We start from the raw sequence: 18959 nt of genomic DNA, 5'->3' as shown, positions 1-18959 counted from the left end.
ATCCAAGCCCTCAATCACAGGGTTGGCAAAAATTCACCAATCTGTCGTAATTTACGTGGATCAGATCCCAAGCCGGTCGCGCAGCGCGAACCAGGTCATCGCAAGCACCAACAGCGGGTTGCGCAGCGCAGGTCCGCCGGGGAAGGGCAGGGCAGGCACGCGCGCCATTGTGTCGAACCCTTCAGCCTGTCCTTGAATGGCCAATGCCATGAGCTGCCCGGCGTGGGTCGCGGTGCCGACACCATGACCGGAATAGCCCGAAGCGGACAGGATGTTCGGCGCGACGCGGGCCAAATAGGGCATCCGCCGCATGGTGATAGCCAGCGTTCCCCCCCAAGCATAGTCGATTTTGACGTCACGCAGGTTGGGGAAAATCTCGGCCATGGGTTTGCGAACCTTGGCGGCAATGTCCGAAGGGAAACGGTAGCCATAGCTTTCGCCGCCCCCAAACAACAGTCGACCATCCGCACTTAGGCGGAAGTAATTTACCACAAACTTGGTGTCCGCAACCGCGACATCCTGTGTCAAAACCCGCGCCGCATCGCTGCCCAATGGTTCGGTGGCGGCAATGAAGTTGTTGATAGGCATGACCCGAGAGGCAACAGAGCGATTGAGGTCGCCCAGATAGCCGTTGCAAGCCAGGATCACATGCTCGGCCCGAACAGTACCGTCAGAGGTACGGATCACCGCAGGCCGTGATTCATCAATCCCAGTGACCTCGGTGTTTTCGTAGGTCCGCACACCCGCTTTCGCCGCCGCGTGCGCCAACCCCAAGGCATAGTTCAAGGGATGCAGATGCGCCGCGCCCATATCCAGATAGCCGCCTTTGTAAGCTGGGGACGGGCAGAGCGCGCGGCCTGCGTTTTCGTCCAACAGCTCAATCTGATCATAGCCGTACCGGTCAGACAGGTGACCGGCATGGTCGTGCAGTTCTTTCTGCTCTGAGGTGCTTAGCCCCAAAACCGCGACGCCGGGTTTCAGGTCACAAGCGATCTGGTGTTTGGTGATCAGAGACTTGACCAAATCCTTGGCGTCTTCGGCCAGGCCCCACAGTTTGGCGGCATCTGCATCGCCAACAAGGCTTTCGAGATCCTCTTGATCCATCCGTTGTGCGCTGCCCAACTGACCACCGTTGCGGCCGGATGCGCCAAAGCCGACGCGGTGGGCCTCAAGCAATACGACGTCGAACCCGGCTTCGGCCAGATGCAATGCTGCGGACAGGCCGGTATAGCCACCACCAACAACACACACATCTGCTTTGACGTCTTCTGACAGTGCGGGGAAACGATCCGTCGGGTTTGACGTCGCAGCGTACCAACTGGCAGGGTATTCGCCCTTGCGGTCATTAGAATAAAGCAGGTTCACGGCGCGTCTCAGACGTTGACCAAAAGATGTTCGCGTTCCCACGGAGAGATGACCTGCAGGAATTCCTCGTACTCGGCCCGTTTTACAATGCCGTAGACGCGGGCGAATTCAGGTCCAAGGACCTCGTGCAGGGCAGTGGCCCCGTCAAACAGATCCAGCGCTTCCCCCATGATCTGAGGAATATCCCCTTCGCCTTCATAAGCGTCGCCATAGAATTGGCGGCGGGGGCGTTCCTGTTCGACCAGTCCCAGATAGCCGCAGGCCAGTGACAACGCGATGCCCAGATACGGGTTGCAGTCCATTCCGGCGATGCGGTTTTCGACACGGCGCGCCGCCGGGCTGGATAGGGGCACGCGGATACCGGTTGTACGGTTGTCGCGGGCCCATTCCAGATTGATCGGCGCGGCGTGGTCTTTCACATAGCGACGGTACGAATTCACATATGGTGCCATCACCGCCAGACCAGCAGGCAAGTGGTTCTGCAAGCCTGCGATGAAGTGGTAAAACGCGTCTGTCTCACCGCCCTGCGGACCGGAGAAGATATTCTCACCCGTTTCCATGTCGATGATCGAATGGTGGATGTGCATGGCCGATCCGGGCTCCTCCTCGATCGGTTTGGCCATAAACGTCGCAAAACAGTTGTGGCGCAGCGCGGCTTCGCGGATCAGGCGTTTGAAATAGAACACCTCATCCGCCAGCTTGATCGGATTGCCGTGACGCAAGTTAATCTCCAACTGTCCGGCTCCGCCTTCCTGCGTGATGCCGTCGATCTCGAACCCCTGATGTTCGGCGAAATCATAGATGTCGTCGATCACCGGGCCGAACTCGTCCACCGCAGTCATGGAATAGGCCTGTCGCGCCGCGGCTGGGCGACCAGAGCGCCCCATCATCGGCTTAATGCCCTGTGCCGGGTCGACATTGGGGGCGACCAAGAAAAACTCCATCTCGGGCGCGACAACAGGTTTCCAGCCCTTGTCGTGATAAAGCTGTACAACACGCTTCAGGACGTTACGCGGGCTGTACGGGATAGGGTTGTCCTCTCGGTCATAGGCGTCGTGGATCACCTGCAGCGTCCAGTCTCCGGTCCAGGGCGCGGCGGAGGTGGTCGAGAAATCGGGCTTGAGGATCATGTCCCGCTCGATAAAGCCATCTTCACCCGCAGCTTCACCCCAGCCACCAGTGATGGTCTGGTAGAATATGCTGTCGGGCAGGTGGAAATACGACTGCTTTGCAAACTTTGAGGCAGGCACCGCCTTGCCCCGCGCAATACCCGGCAGGTCCGAGATGATGCACTCAACCTCGTCCAGCCTTTGCCCATGGAAATACGCTTTGGCGGCGTCCGGCAGTTTATCGGTCCAATCAGCCATCAGGCTCTCTCTTTCTTTAGAAACTCGGCCATCTGGCGCGCGATTCTGGCATTGTCATCAGGTGCAGTTTCACGGTTTGCTGCGGCTTGCATAAGGGTGTCTGGAACCACGCCTTTGCCTCGTGTTCGCATCAGGCCCGAAACGAAGCCGTTGGAAAACTCTGGATGCGCCTGAACGGTCCAGATTGTGTCCCCATAAGCCAGCATCGCGTTTTCACAGAATGCATTCCGTCCCAGAACACGCGCCTGTTCAGGAAGGTCTACAACCTGATCCTGATGCCAGGCATTCAGCCAGACTTTATCCCCGTTATAGTCGTATTCGGTGCGCCCTACGGCCCATCCGCCCGAGAATTTTTCGACCTTGCCGCCAAGGGCCTGCGCGATGATCTGGTGACCAAAACACACACCAATAAGGGGTTTGCCGCTTTGGTGGATCTCTCGGACCAGTGCTTCCAGCGGTGCAATCCAAGGCAGGTCTTCATAAGCGCCATGGCGCGAACCGGTGATGACCCAACCGTCTGCGTCATCAGCATCCTTCGGGAAAATGCCGTCCACCACGGCGAAGGTTTCGAAATCAAACCCGTGCCCATCAAGAAGTTTGGGAAACAGAGCATCGTAATCCCCGAATTCACCCTGCAGCACATCGGGGGTGTGGCCGGTTTGTAATATGCCGATTTTCATACGTCACCAAATTTGATCAAATTCATACTAGCCGAGTCCATACAAGGCGGCAAGAGGGTCAAACCGCCTCAAGGTAGCTCAGCCAGTGCGCCTCTGGTGGGATGCCCGAAAACCGTTTGACTTCCTGTCGTTTGGTCATGGCCAGATACCGGATCAGATCGGTAGGGAACAGGCGAGCGATCATGGGGTCTGCTTCAAATCGGTCTATTGCCGTTGACCAGTCGGGCATCAGCTGCGGCAAGTCTGTCAGATCATACGCATTTCCGGAAATCGGAGCAGGCGGTTGCAGCCCGTCTTCTATACCAACCAGTGCCGCCCCCAGAACCGCAGTCAGCATGAGGTAGGGGTTGATGTCCCCTCCTGCGACGCGGTGCTCGATACGGCGCGCGGATGGGTTTCCACCCGGAATACGAATGGCGGCTGTTCTGTTCTCATAGGCCCAGCACGCCCCCGTCGGCGCATGAGCGCCCGGCACAAGCCGGGTGTAAGAGTTGCCGTGCGGCGCAAAGATCAGTGTACTTCCCGGCATGGCCGCAACACAGCCTGCAACGGCAGACTTCAGAGCCTGAGTGCCTTCTGATCCACCGTTGTCGAACACGTTGCGCCCGTCCTGATCCAGAACCGAGAAATGCACATGCATCCCGTTACCTGCATCATCGGCATAGGGTTTCGACATGAAGGTGCCGGCAAATCCATGTTTGCGGGCCAGCCCACGCGTCAAGGTCTTGAAAAGCCACGTATCGTCAGCGCATCGCATAGCGCCTTGGTGGTTCAGGTTGATCTCAAACTGGCCGATACCGCTTTCTGAGATAGCCGTCTGCGCAGGGATCCCCATATCGGCACAGCCGTCGTACAGGTCAGTAAAAAATTCCTCGAACGCGTCCATTTCAGCAACCGACAGAACGGCTTCGTCCGACATGCGACGTCCGGTAATCGGGTTTATCGGAGGTTGCGGTTGCGGGCCTGAGGCATCCACCAGAGTAAACTCCAACTCGGTTGCCGCCATGACAGACCAGCCGCGTTGCGCATAACGGTCCAGCGTGGCTGACAACGCGTGGCGTGGATCTCCGGCAAATGGAACACCTTCATCATCATAAAGGCTCATTGGCACCAGGGCTGTTTCACTCTCAAGCCATGGTACAGGGACCGCGCCGCGTTCGGTCGGACGCAACACGCCATCAGCATCACCGGTTTCAAAGACAAGCGGGCTGCCGTCGATGTCGGCGCCCCATAGATCGACGTTCAATGCTGAAAACGGCATTCGAACTGCGCCTTTGTCCAATTTGTCCGCATAGGCAGGGGGAACGCGCTTGCCACGCATCTGGCCATTCAAGTCACATGCGGCAACGCGAAAATTGTGCAGGGCGCTCAGGTCCATTGGGGGCTCCGTCGGTGCTATTCCCCCGTGATGTACTTCAATGAACCTGTTTTGTCACCAAATTTGATCAAATTTTAGATCAGGAGACCAAGGCCAAGCCCCGCGCTGGTGTGACCCGGCGCGGGGCAAAGCTATTTATGCAAAACTAATGCCGTTCTCTTCCATCGGCAGTTGCGCAACAAGAAGACCCGACATGGCGTGGATCGCGTTGGCCAGCGCCGGCGCCGAAGGCGGAGTGCCGGGTTCTCCAACACCGGTCGGTGCCTCGGCGGACGGCATGATATGCACGTCGATCGCGGCAATATCGCCAATGCGAAGCGGTTCATAGTCAGGGAAATTATACTGATCTACCGCTCCGCTGGTCAGTGTGATCTGGTCGCGCATCACATGGCCAATGCCGTATCCAATGCCACCTTCCATCTGGGCGCGCACAGTATCGGGGTTCACGGCAATACCACAATCCACGGCGCAGGTGACCTTTTCGATCTTGATGCCACTTTCCGGATCGCCCGAAACCTCGACCACTTCAGCCGCGTAAGACCCAAAAGACTTGTGAACCGCAACACCTAATGCCCGGCCCTCACGAGGGGTTCCCCAGCCAGCCTTTTCCGCAGCCAGCTTCAACACAGCTGCCTTGCGCTGCTGGTCAGGATTGCTGCTGTCGGACAAATGAGCCAAGCGGAACTCTACCGGATCACGTCCCGCGCTCTGAGCGGCAAGATCCATCATGGTTTCCATGACATAGGCCGTGTGGGTGTGACCCACAGACCGCCACCACAGAAGCGAGGTTGCTTTTGGTGTGTCCGTCAACCCTAATGCCATACCGGGAATTGCATAGGGGCTGTCCGCGATACCTTCGATCGAGCTGTGATCAACGCCGTCATGAACCAATACCGCTTCGAAAGGTGTACCTTTCATGATGGACTGGCCTGCGACCTGGTGCTGCCACCCGACGATGTTGCCTTGACCGTCCAGCCCAATCCGAACCTTGTGGCCGAACGCAGGGCGGTAATAGCCGCTGCGGATATCATCTTCACGTGTCCAAACCAGCTTCACCGGGCGGGTGCGATCTGTGAGCACAAAGGCCAACGCCGCCTCGACCTGATAGTCTGCGTCCGGTGTTGCGCGGCGTCCAAAAGAACCACCGGCCAACAGGGTGTTGATCTGGATTTTCTCAGGCGGCAATTCAAAGACTGCGGCCAGGGCGAAATGTACGATGGTAGGAATCTGCGCCGCGTCGTGCAGCACAATCGTACCGTCCTCTGCCTGTTCGATGGTGCAGTTCATCGGTTCCATCGGTGCATGTGCTAGCAGCGGGAAGTAGAACGTTTTCTCCAGAACTGTGTCGGCACCGTCGATCTTTGCTGCAACTTCAGTCGCGTCCGCCCCGTTGACGTTGTACTGAGGCGCAGCGTCCAAGGCGGCGCGGATCTCTTCCTCAATTTGCTGAGAACTGCGGGTTTCGGCAGCGGAAACATCCCATTCAACCTCAAGCGCTTCACGCGCCTGGATAGCCGCCCATGTGTTTTCGGCATAGACAGCCACACCGGCCTGGTTCGGCAGAGTCGCTGCGTTGATGAAACCTTTGACTTGCTGTGAACCGCTGTCGTCAAAACTCTTGACCGTTCCACCGCGAGCGTCTGGGCGTTTGATCATCGCAACCATTTGGTTGGGCAGGTGCAGGTCCATGCCGTAAATGGCCTGGCCATTGCCTTTGATCGCCGAATCCTTACGGCGCACGGCTTCGTTGCCGATCAGGCGAAACTCTGACGGGTCTTTAAGCTGCGGTTCGGCTGGCGCTTCGAGTTGTGCAGCAGCAGCAACAAATTCAGCAATCGGTGCCGACTTGTCGCCTGCTTTGACGATGCCCTCTTCTATGGTCACACCCGATGCATCCACGCCCCAAGCCTGAGCGGCGGCGTTGATCAGCATTTCGCGCGCTGCGGCTCCGGCCTGACGGTATTGTTGCCAAGAGTTTGCCATGGCGGTCGACCCGCCGGTGCCTTGCGCCTGACCGAACGCCATGTTGGCGTAAACCTGTGCATTGGACGGCGCAAATTCATACGCGATCTGGTCCATGCGCAGGCCGATTTCCTCGGCAATCAAAGTGGGCAGGCCGGTCGCTGGCCCTTGACCCATCTCAAAGTGCTTTACAATTGCGGTCACTGTGCCATCGGCGTCAATTTTCACGAACGGATTGAACTGAGCGCTTTCCGTTGTTGTGGCAGCAAGCGAGCCATCAGGACGAGCGCCAACCAGCAGGACGGCACCAGCAGCGGCAGCACCTTTCAGAAATCCACGGCGGGAAGTGTTGATGGTCATGAATCAGGCCTCCAGGATTTCAGACGCGCGCTGGATACCGGCGCGGATGCGTTGATAGGTGGCGCAGCGGCACGCGTTGCCAGCCATGTAATCGTCGATCTCTTCGACCGACGGTTTAGGGTTTTCCGAAAGCAGCCCCACCGCCGACATCACCTGACCCGATTGGCAATAGCCGCATTGAACCACATCCAGCTCGACCCATGCCTGTTGAACAGCAGCACCGATCTTGTCGTCGCCAACCGCTTCGATTGTGGTTATTTCGGCGTCTTCGACGTCTTCGATATAAGTCTGGCACGAGCGGACAGGCTCGCCATTCAAATGCACGGTGCACGCGCCGCACGACGCAACGCCACACCCGAATTTGGTTCCGGTCAGCTTCAACTCGTCCCGGATCACCCACAGCAAGGGCGTGCCGGGTTCGGCATCAACCTCATGGGTCTTGCCGTTTAGTTTCAAAGTTAAGGACATTGGGGACTCTCCTGTTAGCGCTGGTTCCCAGAGTGGTAAACTGGCGGGTTTACTAGTGGCACAGATATGCGCCCTTGTAAACTCTTGCGTTTACCTAGGGTTTGACCGCTCCCCGTCAATGGGTCTATAGCTCTGATATGAACGAATGCAGCACACCGAATGCGTCCAAGTACGCACAGATCATCGAAGCTGCTGTGGCCGAATTCCAGGAAAAGGGTTTTGCTGCGGCCAGTATGGATCGAATTTCAGCTCGGGCAGAAGTGTCCAAGCGTACGCTGTATAAGTATTTCGAAAGTAAGGACAATCTTTTTCGCTCTATCGTTGTTGAGCTGTCCAGCCGTTTTGCCGAAGTTCTGGAAATCCGGTATGAAAAAGGCCGCGATATTCGCGAGCAATTGACTGAACTGGCCTGGGCTGAGGGGCGGATTCTGATGCATCCCGACGTGATCGCCATGGCGCGGATGGTGGTCAGCGAAACTTTGCGCAACCCCGAACTTGCGGCGAAGGTCCAAGGGAAACTGGACAAGACCCAGACCTTTATTGCGATGTTGAAAGATGCAGCCGAGGACGGACAGTTGCAGGTCGATGATCCCGAACGCGCGGGAATAGAGTTTGTCGGTCTGATAAAGGCGCGTGCTTTTTGGCCGCTGATGTTCACGGGTGGAACGCTTAGCGAATCGGAAATGGCGCAAACGATCGAAAACAGTGTGGAGATGATGATCAGCAGATACGGCGTTTCTTCTGCTTCAAGCGGTGATTGATCTGACGCTTTTTTTACGAGGGCAGGGGAATCTGCTCGCAATTCTGTTTTCCGCATAACACTACCCATCATGAAGGCTTGTGTTGCGATACGGAGTTTCAACCCAATGTACCTGCCATAAAGTCCTGCGCCAGCAGCGATGCAGCTACAGGTTTTCCAGCAGTTTAAGGCACTTCCGGGCAGTAGGGTTTTGTTGGCCGTAGCGGGTCAGCCTAGCGTAAATGATGGTCTCTCTTGAAAACCAGTCATCGGGCATTTCAACCAGATCGCCACGGTCCAGATAGGCATCGACAAAACTACGCCACCCAAGGCCGAGCCCTTCACCGGAAGCGGCGGCTTCCAATAAGTAGACATAGCTATCGAACTCTTCTGAAATCGGCCAGTTGGCATAGCCGGGATGCGCGCTTTGCCAGTCGGGCCAGTCCATCCAGCCATAGTTTTCCTTTTGAAGCTTCAAAAGCGGTGGCGGGTCGCATTTGCCCTGCAAAGCGTCTATCGCTCTGGCAACGTTCTCGGGCGTTCCAACGGGCTTAATTTCTTCCTTACAGACCACGACATGTTCGTGCTCGGGCGGTGAAGAGGAGTATTCAAAAACGATATCACCACCTGTCTCAACAGCAGCCTGAACCAGATTGTAAGCCGACGTCATGAATCGCAGCTCGACATCGCGACCCAGCGCCTGACGGAGTTTTCCGAAGCGGGGCATGAGCAACAGGTGCGATACCGAATGTGAACACACCAATGTCACCCGGTTCTCCACGCGCTCAAGGTCCCGAACCGCATTTTGTAGGGCGTCAAATCCCTGAACGACCCCGGCATAGAACAAGCTTCCTTTAGCCGTCAGGCAAATCGGTGTTCTGTCCCGGTGAAAAAGATCTGCCCCAAAACGAATTTCCAGATTGCGGATATGACGGCTGATTGCGGGCTGTGAGGTATTAAGCTCTTCGGCCGCACGGGCAAAACCCTGCAGCCGCGCCACCGCCTCAAACGCAATCAGAGAGCTTGTTGATGGCAGGTTATACATACGGGACGCCATATCAAATTCGATATGAAGCGAAGCACCAAAAAGCAATAGGAAATTTAAACGGAACAGGTCTAATTCGCGACGAGATGACTCCATCGGAAAAGAAAAGCGATGAACACTTACGTCAAGCCGCCCAAGTGGGAAAACCCTAAGGTTAAACTGTTCCCGCATCAGGTGGGCTTCACTTGCCCGCCGCATGACTTTGACGCAGCCCCGTCGGACTTCCTGCGTATGGCTCCGCGCAGTGTTGGTGTTCACGGGCGTATGCTGCACGTGCCGGATTACGCCCATCGTCTTGACCAGCGCAAAAAGAACTTTGGCCTGCTGGAAGAATACATGGAATGTATGGCCAACAACGGCGCTGACGTCTGCGGGCAGGTCGGGTCGAACTGGGTGCACGCTAGTGGTCTGGGTGTTGAGGGCATCCGCCAACATATCGAAATGCTGAGCGACAAGTACGAAACGCCGTTTCACATGTCTGGCTATTCGATGGTCGAGGCGCTGCGGGATCAGAATGTCGAAAAGGTTGCGCTCAACGCCTGCTATCACAGGGATACATGGTATCAAGGAACTGTAGGATTTCTGAAAGAAGCCGGGTTCGACGTGGTTTGGGCCGGCAACTTCTTTGATCAGGGTTGGTTCGACAGCCAAGAGGCGGTCGATGATTGCATTTGGTGTTTTGACGAAGAGCTGATTTACAAGTCCTTCGATTATACCGCCGACAAAGCCCCCAATGTGGATGCCTATCTGATCAACGGGATGAGCAATTACCGCCGACCGTCTGACGGAATTGCGCAACGTCCGGTTCACTATGAGGTCGAGTTGGAAGAACGCCTCGGCAAGCCGGTCATCGGCCATGACACTGCGCTCTACTGGCGCATCTTCAAAACCCTGGGCCTGGCCCCGGAAACCCAGCAGGGCAGCCTGCTCTCCTCACTGAAAGACTGAAGCGAATGCACAAGATTGTAGCTCTTTGGGCGATACCCCGCTCTACCTCGACCGCGTTTGAATGGATGATGCGCCAGCGTGGCGATCTGGATTGCCTGCACGAACCTTTCGGCGAAGCCTGGTACCAAGGTGAAGACCCAATGTGGCCGCGCTACAAAGAGGGTGAGGTCACGACCCCCGGCCTCACCCTGGAAAGCGTGTGGGACGATATCAAAGCCCGTGCCGAAAAAGGCCCGGTCTTCATCAAAGACTTCCCGCATTATATCAACCACATGTGGGATCCTGAGTTTCTGTCGCATTTCACCCATGCGTTCCTGATCCGCGACCCGGCCAAGACGATCTCGTCCATGTACAACAAATGGCCGGATTTCGATGAGCTGGAGGTTGGCTTCCCCGAGCAGCACGCGCTGTTCGACCTGCTGACGGCGCTGAACGGTGGCAAGACACCTCCGGTCGTTGACAGTGACGACTTGCTGGAAAATCCCCATGACATGACCAAGGCGTTCTGCGACTCCGTTGGCATCCCCTTCATCCCAGAGGCGCTGACCTGGGAAGCGGGCGGCGACCCGTCCGAGCACAGTTGGTGGGATGGCGGCTCTTTCCATGCCAATCTGGCGCAATCCACCGGCCTGACACCACAAAAGCGTAAATATATCGAAGTGGCTGATGCTCCGGAACGTGTGCGTCGCGTCCATCGTCGGATGAAGCCTCACTACGATCACCTGTACAAGCACCGCATCCGCGTGTCGGAAACCGTCTGAAAGTCTTTGGAAAAGAATCAAGCAAGTGAAAACTGAGGCGGTTCCGCACACGGCAAGAATCCTGCCCTGTGGTCCGATCCCTGAGCTTTAGGTACTTGTGTGACAAAGGGATTGACCGGTATCATGTAACGGCGCTGCATTATCACGGTCTAGGATGTCCGGGGCCCACCGATGTCCGGACGGCATTGGCGAGAGTTGCAAAAACCGTGTCAGAAACAGGGTCAATCCTTGGGCCCGGTGCTTAGCAGCTATCCGTCTGCTGTTCGCGCCTTCTGGATGTGCTACACCCCAAGGACACTCGAATCGAGATCCTTGGACAATTTGCGGAAACACAGCAATACCCAAGGAGCTTGTACACAAAGAAGTTCAAAGCTGTGTGGAGCTAGCGCTTTGAAAAATAACGCACAAAAAGCAGCGCGTTTAAGCGTGGCACCTATGATGGATTTGTGCGACTGATCGTAGAGTGTTGTTTTATATTTGTTTTTTAAGGGTGATATTGGCGCGTAGCACATATGTAGCAATCGTCTCTACCTGATGGTGAAGCCATGCTTCACTTGTTTGATGATGCAGCATTCTCGGCTTTGCAGCAAGCGAACGTGCAGAGGAACGCCGAGCCTGACCTTTGTCGGGAACTCTGTGAATGTAGTACCTTGCTGAAACGCTCTGGCTGTTCAGCCGAAGGCCGTTGCCTTTCGCGTCACGGCGGGGTCGGGTTTTTCTTCGGGGATCATGACAAACTCCCGGAGAAATACTTGAGACCGCAAGTCGCGCCCGATTTCAATTCTTATGATTTTCAATAGGAGTTCGCGAGCAGAATCTGGGTCTTCCGTCGACTTTTTGACCTCATCGGACTCCCGTCTCTCTTGGCACGGGAATAGGTCAGGGGAATTCCGGCCCTTGGATGACTTTTAAGCATTCCGAATTACTTCTTCGGTATGCGCAATATTGTTAACCAAGCGTATGGAATTTTTTCGTCAGCAGTGGCCGTTGTCCTGCTACTTGGCACCATGGTTGTTATCCTGCTTGCGACCGGCAGTTTCCTGAGGGAGATCGCAAATGCTGTGACCTCATCAGGTGCGGAGGTGTCATATGAGGACCTACAACAGCTTTTTGCACTACTTCTCGGGGCTATTATTGCGCTGGAGTTGGCGCATTCGGTGCATCTTATGGTAATGGGCAGCAAGGGCTATGAGCAGGTCAGGATCGTGTTGATGATCGGTATTTTGGCCGTAGTCAGAAAACTGATCGTCATGGAAATGGATCAGGTTTCGGGCATTCTGATTTTTGGTTTGGCCGCGGCTGTGTTGGCATTGGGTGGTGCTTTTGCGTTGCTGCTCTGGGTCGATCGGACAACGGCCTTGAAAGAGAAAACCTAAGCTGGTCTGTTTCACAGCAACCATCCGAAATCTACAAAATGAGGTTCAACTCAGAATGAAATCCGGGAGTGGGCAAAAATCACTGCAAAGGCGTCGTACTATCAACGACTGACAATAACTTGGGAACTGCTTCCAAGCATTGGAAGAAAGGTCATTTCTTTATCGAGTTTCTGATTGAGGCGACCAGATCGTGCAACTGAGAAATTTCGCTGAGCAACCCAAGGCGAACGAGCTCGGACAGAGCTTCATTCGTTGATTTAATCCTGTTTGCTTTTCGCCATCCTTCGGCCGCGGCGGCGAGCTCAGCATCCAACTCAATCAGGTAAGTCGTAGCACCTGATGCTCCGTTGGGTGCAGGACCATGCTGCGTGCTGCCGTCAAAAGGCTGACTTGCGTCAGTTGGCACGTTCTTTCCCCTAAGTTGCGGTGAGCATTAGGGTAGGTAGGTTTCGGGTCGCCCGGTAGTTGTGGTGATCCACTACGTAGTAATACGTATAAGTGTAGCCGTCGCTCTATTCCGTCATCCTGATGAGGTCTGCGATTCCGCGTGCCTGCATTTTTTCGCGGATGCGGGATCGGTGAACTTCAACCGTGCGACGGCTAAGCCCGAGTTCACCGGCAATCTCTTTGTTGAGCTTGCCTTCAAGAAGCAACTGCAAAACCTGATGTTCGCGATCCGTCAGTTTCGACAGGCGCTCTTCTACGATTTTCTTTGGCACAGTTGAAATCGGCTTGTTGGCAATACTGGTTTCAGCCGATTTGATTGCCTCAAGAATTTGTTCAACGGGCGGTGGCTTTTCGATAAAGTCAACGGCGCCCAGCCGCATGGCCTGAACAGCGGCAGGTACGTCGCCATGCGCTGTGATTACGATAACTGGGCAGCGCGCATCCGTTTCGCTCAGATGCTTAAGTAGTTCCATCCCGCTCATGCCCGGCAGTCGAAGATCCATAATGAGACAGGAATTTGCATGCCTGTCGAACTGATCAAGAAAAGCTTCAGCTGATGTCAAAGGCTCTGTTTGATATCCATAGGCTTCGAGGACAGCGCAGAGTGAGTTCAAGACTGCCGTATCGTCTTCTACAACGTAGATCAGCATGTCATTGAGCTTGGTAGACATTTGCTTCCTCATTCAGCGGTAGGTTGAAGACCATAGTCGCACCGGTGGGCGCGGGTTCAACCCAGATTTTTCCGCCATGTGCTTCAAGGATAGAACGGCACAAAGATAAGCCAATACCCATGCCCATTGTTGTCGTTGCGCGTAGTGGCTCGAAAAGAAAGTCCTGTATCTCATCAGGAATCCCGGGCCCGGAATCCCGAACCACGACCTGAACATGGTTTCCCAGCCTCTTGCTTTCTATGGTCAGCCGGTGGTCTTCACGGTTTTCCATGGCCTGAAGACTGTTGCGCACCAGATTGAGGACTACCTGCGATAGTTGAACCGGGTCTCCCACGACCTTAGGCAAACCGTGATCAAGATGGGTGGTCACTTGCAGGTCAGGAAGCTCGCTTGCGACCAATGCCAGATCCAGCCCCTGTTGTATCACTTTGTTGATGTCAATGAGGTCAGTGTTAAGATCACCGCTGGAAATGAAATTTCTGATGCGTTGAACCAATTCGCCTGCGCGCGCTGTCTCGTTGACGGCCATATCAATATGGTTTTGGGCGGGCTCTGGAATTTCGACGCCGGACCGAACCAACTCTTGACGGCACGCGTTTACATAGTTCGATACCGCCGTAAGGGGTTGATTGAGTTCATGTGCGATGGCCGAGGCCAATTCCCCCATCGAACTTGCCCGAGCTGCGTCAAGCAGAGCATGGCGCAACTTGATTTTCTCAGCTTCTGCTTTCTTCTGCGCCTCTAACGCGGCCTGTTCATGTTCCAGACTGTTCAATGCAAAAAGCGCACGCCGTAGGATGCGCAAGGCATCCCGGTCCATGGCGTCAAAAGGTTTGCTTTGTCCGCGTCGCTCCTCGCTCCAAAGCGCGAATGAGCCGCGTGGCGAAAGGCGGGTTGCACCTTTATCTGTTTGCGTTTCAATCTTCTCGGGTTTCCCGGCCCAGCTGATCGTCTGGACATATTCCGAACGCAGGAGAACCAAATAGTCTTTCCCATCATCCGAAAGTTCCAGAAACGCTGCGCCGGCTGCCAGTTCGATTTGCTCATCATTCAGTTGCGTCATTGAGGACAGATGCGAGGACGTTGCGACACCGTCATTGGAATGTGCGCGTAAAGGCTGAAATTCGATTGGATGCGATGGTACCGAACCGACTGTGGTGACTGTGCGACCCAGAACCAGAACCAAGCCTTGGGCGTCTATCATCTCCATCAAGGCTTCGGCCTGATCTCTGACCAGATCACTCAAAGCAGCTCCGCTTCGCGCGCGCTGTTCGATTTGGAATGCGGTCTTTTCCGCGGTAATGCATTTTTTCAGTTGGTTTGTGTTTTCGATGCTTTGAAGCAGGGCTGAGGTCGTGCTGGCCAGAAGCTCTGCAAATCGCAGCCTGCTGGAGGACACGAGGCGTTTGCTGTAATGATGGCAGGCGACCAGCCCCCAAAGTTCATTGTTTGTCACCAGCGAGATCGAAAGGCTTGCACTAACACCCATATTGTTCAGGTACTCGACATGAACCTGAGCCACCGCGCGCAGTTTCGAGTACGTCAGATCAAGTGGACGAGAGGACGTTTCGCTGGCCACCTCGCCTGACCGGGAGACGATCGGGATTCGTGTCCCGTTTATGTCGGGGATGGTGCGGATGACATTCAACGTAAAATGGCGGCGCGCTGGATCGGGTATGTCAGACGCAGGGTAGTGCAGACCCAGAAAGCTGTCCGGTCGGTTTGTACTCTCGGCGATGACTTCACCGTGTTTGTCTTCGGCGAATTTGTAGATCATGACGCGGTCAAAACCGGTCACGTCCCGGATCATCTTGGCACTGGCTTCGGCAATCTCGACCAGAACACCGGGTTTGACGAGCTCGGAAATGATGCCCTGCCGCAGAATTTCGTCTTCCCAAACGGCAGTGGGGTTGGGTTCGGGTTCGACGAATTCCAGAATAATATGGCCGCCATATTTGTGCGGAAAGCACTCGACGCGAAGCACATCGCCGGATCTGCTTTTAATGCTGAAGAACCAGGGTTTCAGGAGTTCCGGGTTGGACGGCTCCAAAGGCAATTCAAGCAATCGCCAAGTATTTTCATCGCCAATCAGTTCGGAGATGTGCCTGCCCAGAATGGCTTCAGCCGCAGCACCGACGAACATGTACGTGTTCTGGCTGGCGTATTCGATTTCGAGGGTTTTTTCCGATAGGGCAACCAGCGCGCCATGAGGCTGAACAGCCCCGATCAGATGGATCGGTTCGCGGTCGCACGTGCTGAGATCGACGCCATTGGACATCAAACCGCTCCCTGTTTGGGTCTCGGATCCAGTGGCGCAAGCCAGTCGTCCAGCAAACGAAACGTGTCCTTTGCGCCAGACACAAGATCATCAAGCGAACTTGCGGAAAACTGCAGGTGGTCCAGATATTGCAGGGTCAAGCGCCACCGGTTTCGGCCTTCGACTCGGCACCAGTCCCAATATTTTCTGCCAAGTGTATTGTCTGTGCTCAGAAGCCTTTCCGCGGCCTTGTTGATGAGCGCCCCGCCCATTGTTGCACCCTCAACGACGTAAAGCACACCACCTACCGTTTTCGGTGTCACAACCTCGGCAATTTCTCTGCAGGTTGGACCGGTCGAAACGTTGTCGTGGTCAACTTCCAGATCGCGGATATCCTGCGCAATCAGGCGCGATCTTTTCTCGTACCAGAAAGGTGGTGTCGAAACGTCATCGTCGGCCAGCGCCGCTAAGACCGCATCATCCAATGGCGCATAAAACCCATGCAAGCGTTTAATTAACGCCTGATATTCAGACCGTTGTAGCGTACCGTCGAGCAGCGCCGCGAAACTGAATTGCGCGTGCAGTTTGTTGTGCAAGACGTCCGTTTCGTTCCGCAATACCGCCCGCAAGGACTGGCCGTCCATTTTTGACAGAGCTTTCAAATGTTTTCCTCCGATCTGCGCAATTGGCAAGTCTACGGACCAAGGCGATGAACGAGACCTCCACAAGCTTGGCAGGATCATTTCGAAACGACCGTGCGCTCATAACTTAGGTCTATCGTGAAAAAAATCTGGTGCAAAATCAATGAGACACTGGGTGAGCGATTTGAAAATCTGGTAGTTCTGCGGTATTGCTTTTTTACACTGGAAAAGGTGAGACGGCGTTGTGAGTAGTCAAGACACGGGTTTGTTGACCCAATTTTCCGAACTTGATGCTGGGACACTGAAGTCTTTGCTGACACACGCGGCGGATGTCCTTCTTTTCGTTAGTGAGGATGGCCTGATCAACGATATCATCGGAGATTCAAAGTTGCTCGACAGCCTTGGGGCCTCCAGTTGGGGAGGACAATACATCAGTGATGCTCTACCCGGCGACGCTTGTGCCCAGTTCCGGGAGTTCCTGTCAGACGCTGCAAATGACCAACTCCGGCGGGAATGTGTGGTTCAGCACGAGACGGGCGACGACCGTACGAAAACGATCGCCTACTCGATCGCGCCTATGGAAGAGGCGCACCCGGGTATCGTATTGGGTAGGGACATCAGCGCGTTTTCGGAATTGCAAAACCGTGTCGTCGAATTGCATCGGATGATGGGAGAAAAGCTCGATGCTCAGAAACGGATCGAGGCTGAATACAGAACCCTGTTCAGCATTGGGTCAGAGCCGTTTTTGATTGTGAACGTGGCCTCCGGGCAGATTATTGACGCCAATCCGGCGGTTGCCAAAACTCTGGGGGAAGAACTGGAATCGCTATCGAACCGGCCAGTTGTTTCCCTGTTTCGAAAATCGGATCACAAAGAGCTGAAAGCGCTCCTTGATGCCGTCGCGCGTACGCAGGCTCCGGCATCGATGCAAGCGCGCTTTTCAAACGGGCAGCCGCTTATTTTGGACGTTTCGCCGAGTTTCGGCGGTACCGAAACGGCCGTTGTGCGGTTGCGCCCGGCAGGGTCTGAGGGTGGGCAGATGGTGACCGAAGACGTTCTCGTCGAATGGGTTCGAGCGGCAGTTGAAGCCATTGTCGTCACTGACGATGCGGGTAAAGTCATTTGGCACAACACGGCGTTTGAGGAACTGGTCCATCTCGCCCCGTCGACTTCCGAGCGGGGTTTAGGTGAGTTCTTTGATCCTGCGGACTTGGATTTCGCTTCCGTACTGAAAATTCTAAGGGATAACCCCCGCATTCGCTCCCTACCTGCCAGCGTTAGACGGCCCAACGGTCAAACCCTTGAAGTCGAGCTTTCCGGGACTGTAATCCCTGACTCTGATCCTCGCAGGATCGGGTTCGTTTTTCGGAACCTTTCAACCCGGTTGACCAACGATAGCGCAAATTTCGTCGCTGACGCGTCGATTGAGGCGATGCTCAGTCGGATCGGAAAGGCTCCGCTACGCGAATTGGTTCAGGAAGAAACGTCGGGTCTGGAGAAAAACCTGATACTTGCTGCGCTGAAACTGACTGGCAATAACCGAGCCGCGACGGCCAAGGTGTTGGGCCTCAGCAGGCAAGGTCTCTACAGCAAGTTGGACCGTTACGGTCTTGGGTCCGATTGACGGGAGTCTTCAATCGCTGAGCGGACAAGCGAAACGAACAGCTCTGGCGCTTCTTCATGCGCAAGATGCCCAAGATTGGGCAGTTCGGTCAGCGTCGAGTTTGGAAGCGATTTTTGCACCTCAGCAGTACGGTCCGGCGGCACTGCCTGATCATTCAGGCCAACGACGATTTCCATCGGGGTCTGCGATTGGGAAAGGGTTGTTTTGAAGCCCCTCAACGACCATTGCGCCATCATGAACAAAGCCCCCTGAACATGTTTGCGGTCCTTCAACAGCCTTGCATACAGCGACAGTTGCTCGGCAGGGATCGTTGACCCGGTTGAAGCGATCAACCGTTTTGCACGAGACATGGCGTCAGGACCAAGTGTGAAGAGCCACGGTGTCAGCGGGTTCACGGCCAAAGACTTGGCTATGAGCGGGAAGAGCACTCCCGCTAAACCATCAAAGTCAGTGAAGGCCGGGTTTATCGCCAAAACGGATTGAGGCCGAGTGTCCAGCGTCAGGTGATGTTCACAGAGTTGCAGAGCGATTGCGGCCCCGGCGGAATGGGCAATAACCTTCTGCGGCTGCCACCCTTCCTGTTTGCAAAGAGCGGCGACATCTTCGGTCATCTGGGTCAATCCGCTGCGGTTCGAGGCACCCAGAGTCGTGAAACCATGTCCGGGCAGATCGATTGCAACGACATGATGATCCCGCGAAAGCTCTGTCATCATTGCGTTCCAGCTATGAGTTGAAGCGCCCGCACCATGCAGGAAAAGCAACGTTGGTCCTTTGCCATGTTCTTGTACATGCCAGCGATGTGGTGCGCAGACTACGCGTCGAGACCATGCATTGTGCGGCCAGGTTGGTAAGTCGCGCTGCCAGTCCATC

16 protein-coding genes are annotated in these 18959 nt (G+C 55.3%); 5 read left to right on the top strand and 11 right to left on the bottom strand.

The annotated features are described in order from the left end of the window. Nucleotides 1-60 precede the first annotated feature (60 nt). The 6 genes from GS636_RS04230 to GS636_RS04205 form a co-directional block, all read right to left on the bottom strand. Complete coding sequence (locus tag GS636_RS04230) at nucleotides 61-1365, bottom strand: FAD-dependent oxidoreductase (protein WP_171668559.1); 1305 nt, start codon at nucleotides 1363-1365, stop codon at nucleotides 61-63. 8 nt (nucleotides 1366-1373) lie between these two features. After that, a complete protein-coding gene (locus tag GS636_RS04225) occupies nucleotides 1374-2732 on the bottom strand; it encodes a glutamine synthetase family protein (protein WP_171090858.1) in 1359 nt (452 codons plus the stop codon). Then, nucleotides 2732-3412 carry a type 1 glutamine amidotransferase gene (locus GS636_RS04220; RefSeq protein WP_171090856.1) on the bottom strand — a complete coding sequence of 227 codons (681 nt, stop codon included), beginning with the start codon at nucleotides 3410-3412 and terminating at the stop codon, nucleotides 2732-2734. Before GS636_RS04220 ends, GS636_RS04225 begins: the two co-directional genes overlap by 1 nt. A gap of 58 nt (nucleotides 3413-3470) precedes the next feature. After that, nucleotides 3471-4790 (bottom strand): glutamine synthetase family protein, encoded by a 1320-nt coding sequence (locus GS636_RS04215; protein WP_171668558.1) that lies wholly within the window; start codon nucleotides 4788-4790, stop codon nucleotides 3471-3473. A 135-nt stretch (nucleotides 4791-4925) separates the two neighbouring features. Further along, on the bottom strand, nucleotides 4926-7112 hold the full coding sequence (locus GS636_RS04210) for a xanthine dehydrogenase family protein molybdopterin-binding subunit (RefSeq protein ID WP_171668557.1): 2187 nt from the start codon (nucleotides 7110-7112) through the stop codon (nucleotides 4926-4928). A gap of 3 nt (nucleotides 7113-7115) precedes the next feature. Further along, complete coding sequence (locus GS636_RS04205) at nucleotides 7116-7580, bottom strand: (2Fe-2S)-binding protein (RefSeq protein WP_171668556.1); 465 nt, start codon at nucleotides 7578-7580, stop codon at nucleotides 7116-7118. A 137-nt stretch (nucleotides 7581-7717) separates the two neighbouring features. Between GS636_RS04205 and GS636_RS04200 the strand changes: the two genes are divergently transcribed. Continuing rightward, nucleotides 7718-8341, top strand: a complete 624-nt coding sequence (locus tag GS636_RS04200; RefSeq protein WP_171668555.1) for a TetR/AcrR family transcriptional regulator — start codon at nucleotides 7718-7720, stop codon at nucleotides 8339-8341. A gap of 144 nt (nucleotides 8342-8485) precedes the next feature. On the opposite strand, the gene GS636_RS04195 is transcribed toward GS636_RS04200, so the two are convergent. Continuing rightward, the gene (locus GS636_RS04195) at nucleotides 8486-9364 is read right to left on the bottom strand and encodes a LysR family transcriptional regulator (protein WP_171668554.1); all 879 of its coding nucleotides are present in this window, start codon (nucleotides 9362-9364) and stop codon (nucleotides 8486-8488) included. A gap of 111 nt (nucleotides 9365-9475) precedes the next feature. On the opposite strand from GS636_RS04195, the gene GS636_RS04190 reads away from it, so the two are divergent. The 3 genes from GS636_RS04190 to GS636_RS04180 all read left to right on the top strand — a co-directional run bounded on the left by GS636_RS04190 (nucleotide 9476) and on the right by GS636_RS04180 (nucleotide 12449). Next, a complete protein-coding gene (locus GS636_RS04190) occupies nucleotides 9476-10312 on the top strand; it encodes a hypothetical protein (RefSeq protein ID WP_171090845.1) in 837 nt (278 codons plus the stop codon). Nucleotides 10313-10317: 5 nt separating this feature from the next. Further along, the gene (locus GS636_RS04185) at nucleotides 10318-11073 is read left to right on the top strand and encodes a sulfotransferase family protein (RefSeq protein WP_171668553.1); all 756 of its coding nucleotides are present in this window, start codon (nucleotides 10318-10320) and stop codon (nucleotides 11071-11073) included. Between the two features lie 980 nt (nucleotides 11074-12053). Beyond that, nucleotides 12054-12449 carry a phosphate-starvation-inducible PsiE family protein gene (locus tag GS636_RS04180; RefSeq protein WP_216602815.1) on the top strand — a complete coding sequence of 132 codons (396 nt, stop codon included), beginning with the start codon at nucleotides 12054-12056 and terminating at the stop codon, nucleotides 12447-12449. Between the two features lie 512 nt (nucleotides 12450-12961). On the opposite strand, the gene GS636_RS04175 is transcribed toward GS636_RS04180, so the two are convergent. The 3 genes from GS636_RS04175 to GS636_RS04165 are packed head-to-tail and all read right to left on the bottom strand — an operon-like array spanning nucleotide 12962 to nucleotide 16486. Further along, entirely contained in the window at nucleotides 12962-13546 is a 585-nt protein-coding gene (locus GS636_RS04175; RefSeq protein ID WP_253762634.1) for a response regulator transcription factor, read from the bottom strand. A 1-nt stretch (nucleotide 13547) separates the two neighbouring features. Next, nucleotides 13548-15845 (bottom strand): ATP-binding protein, encoded by a 2298-nt coding sequence (locus GS636_RS04170; RefSeq protein ID WP_171668550.1) that lies wholly within the window; start codon nucleotides 15843-15845, stop codon nucleotides 13548-13550. Further along, nucleotides 15845-16486 (bottom strand): biliverdin-producing heme oxygenase, encoded by a 642-nt coding sequence (locus GS636_RS04165; protein WP_171668549.1) that lies wholly within the window; start codon nucleotides 16484-16486, stop codon nucleotides 15845-15847. The genes GS636_RS04170 and GS636_RS04165 overlap by 1 nt, the downstream gene beginning before the upstream one ends. Nucleotides 16487-16733: 247 nt before the next feature. Between GS636_RS04165 and GS636_RS04160 the strand changes: the two genes are divergently transcribed. Next, nucleotides 16734-18089 (top strand): PAS domain-containing protein, encoded by a 1356-nt coding sequence (locus GS636_RS04160; RefSeq protein ID WP_171668548.1) that lies wholly within the window; start codon nucleotides 16734-16736, stop codon nucleotides 18087-18089. Here GS636_RS04160 and bchO read toward each other — a convergent pair. Further along, entirely contained in the window at nucleotides 18068-18958 is an 891-nt protein-coding gene (gene bchO, locus GS636_RS04155; RefSeq protein ID WP_171668547.1) for an alpha/beta fold hydrolase BchO, read from the bottom strand. The two genes, GS636_RS04160 and bchO, sit on opposite strands and share 22 nt — an antisense overlap. Between the last annotated feature and the right edge of the window lies 1 nt (nucleotide 18959).

The organism is Ruegeria sp. HKCCD4884, assembly GCF_013110855.1.
Lineage (GTDB): Bacteria > Pseudomonadota > Alphaproteobacteria > Rhodobacterales > Rhodobacteraceae > Ruegeria.
Note: the sequence above shows the minus strand (reverse complement) of the source record. Positions and strands in the feature narration are given on the sequence as shown.